General features: G+C 71.3%; 2 protein-coding genes. One reads left to right on the top strand and one right to left on the bottom strand.

Features of this window, described 5'->3' with window-relative positions:
• Window positions 1-55: 55 nt before the first annotated feature.
• On the bottom strand, window positions 56-1,489 hold the full coding sequence (locus tag FV229_RS26115; protein ID WP_147754707.1) for a polysaccharide biosynthesis protein: 1,434 nt from the start codon (window positions 1,487-1,489) through the stop codon (window positions 56-58).
• 435 nt (window positions 1,490-1,924) lie between these two features.
• Between FV229_RS26115 and FV229_RS26110 the strand changes: the two genes are divergently transcribed.
• A partial coding sequence (locus FV229_RS26110; protein WP_147754706.1) for a DEAD/DEAH box helicase occupies window positions 1,925-3,125 on the top strand: 1,201 nt, incomplete at its 3' end.

Genomic DNA, 3,125 nt, shown 5'->3' with positions numbered 1-3,125 from the left:
AGCGGGCGCAGGGCGGCGAACAGGCCGCCGGGCACCATCGCCGTCGGCCCCGCGCTCATCCGGCGACGCGGCCGAGGCGGTGGCGCACGACGCCTGCGACGCCGACCACGTCGTAGCGCCACACGGCCGCGAGGAAGCCGAGGGTCAGGACGATGAAGCGCAGGATCTGGATCGGCGCGCCCTCCCCGCCCGGGAGCCAGGACAACGCCGTCGGGACCAGCCCCGTCGCGAGCGCGATCGCAGCGATGCCGGCGACGTCGGCCAGCGGCAGCGGCATCGCCGGCAGGCCGGACCCGCGCCGGTTCGCCCCGAGGACGAACACGAGGCAGGCCGCCGCCTGCCCAGCCGCGAAGGCGATCGCCGCGCCGGCGACGCCGAGATGCGGGATCAGCGCCAGCGAGAGCACCGTCACCGTCGCGAGCGTCGCGGTGGAGGCGACGGCTTCGAGCCGGCTCGAAGCCGTGAAGTAGATGATCTGCCCGAAGTAGTAGGCGCGGAACATCATCAGGACGCTGGCCAGGATCAATACCGGCGCCAGCGCGCGCGCCTGGTCGCGGTAATCCGGCCCGAGCAGGATCGAGACGACGATCCCGTCGAAGTTGAGGTAGAACGCGGCCCCGAAGGCCGCGACCACCGCCATGGCGCGGGCGGCGTCGCACAGCACCGCGGTTGCCGCCGCCATCCCCCCGGCGCGCGCCTCGCGCTTGGCGATCGAGATCAGCGACAGGGCGAGCGCCTCGCCGAACACGACGAAGCTCTGCTTGAGGAAGTCGGCGATCGCGCCGTAGGCGCCGAGATGCTCCGGCCCGATGGTCTTCACGATGATCAGCCGGTCGACCACCTGGGCCAAGGCCGCGATGCCGAAGGACAGAACCAGCGGCCAGCCGTAGGCGATGAGGCGCAAGGCTTCCGCACGGCTGCCGCGCCCCGGCATCAGCGGCACGACGGTGGCCGCCGCCGGGATCGACGACAGCGCGTAGGCGGCGGCCACAGCCAGCGAAAGGTGCACGGCGTCGCCCGAGACCGTCAGCACCGCGCCGCCGAGGCCGAGCATGAGGATTCCGCGCAGGATCACCGACATCGCCACCGCGACGGCCTTGAGCCGGGTGCGCGCGATCTCGGTGGCGCCCTCGAACAGGGTGGTGCCGAAGGCGAGCGCGACGATGGCTGCGGCGATGCGTGGGGAAACGATGTGAAGCGCCACCGCGAGCGCGCTGCCGACCCCCGCCAGCGTCAGCGTGCACAGGAGGATGCGCAGGACGGTGCCGACCTGCGCCCCCTCGCTCGCCTCGTCGTAGAGGGCGAAGAACGCGAATTTCGGCCACTGGCAGGTGGCGCCGTAGAGCACCAGCGACCACGACAGGATGTAAAGGTAGGTGCCGTAGCTCTCCGGCGGCGCGAGCCGCGTGAACACCGCGACCGAACCGAGGTTGATCGCCGCCGCGAAGCCGCGGGAGCCGACGTAGATCGCCGTGTGGTGCGTGATCATCCGCAGGTGCCGTGCAGGCGCGCTGCGCCGCGATCCCGGGATGGGGCTAATCCGCTCCATCGCGGGACGACTCGGGACGGTGTGCGGGGTCGCATGGGCGGACGCTGCACCGGTCGTGCCGTGGCGTCCATCCCGCATCGCCGCGACGGTCGACCGGCCGTTGACTTCGCAACTGCGAAGGCGCATAGCCAACGGGCAGCGTCAGCGGCCGGCAGATGGGTCCGCTTGAGAGGGCTGCGTGACGGATACGAGGGACGGCGCGGATCGCGCCTCTCCGAATGTCCGGCCCCTCTCTTCATAACGTGCATGCACCCGGGCCGCCCCATCACGCGGGCTGCCTCCTGCTCTACGGATCGCACCTCAACGGTACTTCGCGGCGCCGCTCGACTTGAGCCGGGCCCGTATCCGCGATCCGGCTGCCTGAGAAGTCATACCTTGACCCAGTTCACTGATTTCGGCCTCGCCCAGCCCGTGCTGAAGGCGCTCGAAGAGGCCGGCTACCACACCCCCACCCCGATCCAGTCGCAGGCGATCCGCCCGGCGATGGAAGGCCGCGACCTCTGCGGCATCGCCCAGACGGGCACCGGCAAGACCGCCGCCTTCGCGCTGCCGATCCTGCACCGCCTCAGCCTCGAGAAGCGCCATGCGCCGCGTCGCGGCTGCCGCGTGCTGGTGCTTTCGCCGACCCGCGAGCTCGCCAACCAGATCGCCGAGAGCTTCTCCGACTACGGGAAGCACCTGCCGCTGACCAACACCGTCGTGTTCGGCGGCGTCACCATCGGCCGCCAGGAGCGGGCGCTGGCGCCGGGCGTCGACATCCTCGTCGCCACCCCGGGCCGGCTGATCGACCTCGTCGATCGCCGCTCGCTGACGCTGGAGGGCGTCGAGATCCTCGTCCTCGACGAGGCCGACCAGATGCTCGACCTCGGCTTCATCCACGCGCTCAAGCGCATCGTGAAGATGCTGCCGGCCAAGCGCCAGAGCCTTTTCTTCTCGGCCACCATGCCGAAGAACATCGCCGGCCTCGCCGACCAGTACCTGCGCGACCCGGTCCAGGTCGCCGTCACGCCGGTGGCCACCACCGCCGAGCGCGTCGAGCAGCAGGTGATCTTCGCCCATACCGGCGCCAAGCAGGCGCTGCTCGCCCACATCCTGCGCGATCCCAAGATCGAGCGCGTACTGGTCTTCACCCGGACCAAGCACGGCGCCGACCGCGTCGTGCGCGGCCTCGACAAGGTCGGCATCGCAGCCTCCGCCATCCACGGCAACAAGTCCCAGCCGCAGCGCGAGCGCGCGCTGGCCGCCTTCAAGGACGGGCAGTGCCGGGTTCTGGTGGCGACCGATATCGCCGCCCGCGGCATCGACGTCGAGGCGGTGAGCCACGTCGTCAACTTCGACCTGCCGAACGTGCCCGAGAGCTACGTCCACCGCATCGGCCGCACCGCGCGCGCCGGCGCCGACGGGCTCGCGATCTCGTTCTGCAACGACGAGGAGAAGGCGTACCTGCGCGACATCGAGCGCATCACCCGCCAGCGCATCCCCGTCGGCGCCTTCCCCGAGGGCTTCACCCCGCCCACGCGCCAGGAGGCGGCCGAGATCGCCCAGGCCGAGGAGCGCCGGCCCGACACCCGCGGCC

This window comes from Methylobacterium sp. WL120 (genome assembly GCF_008039465.1).
Taxonomy (GTDB): Bacteria; Pseudomonadota; Alphaproteobacteria; order Rhizobiales; family Beijerinckiaceae; genus Methylobacterium; species Methylobacterium cerastii.
Note: the sequence above shows the minus strand (reverse complement) of the source record. Positions and strands in the feature narration are given on the sequence as shown.

Excerpts from the sequence above, each read along its gene's own strand:
- FV229_RS26115 (WP_147754707.1), bottom strand. The coding sequence starts at position 1,489 with ATGATCACGCACCACACGGCGATCTACGTCGGCTCCCGCGGCTTCGCG.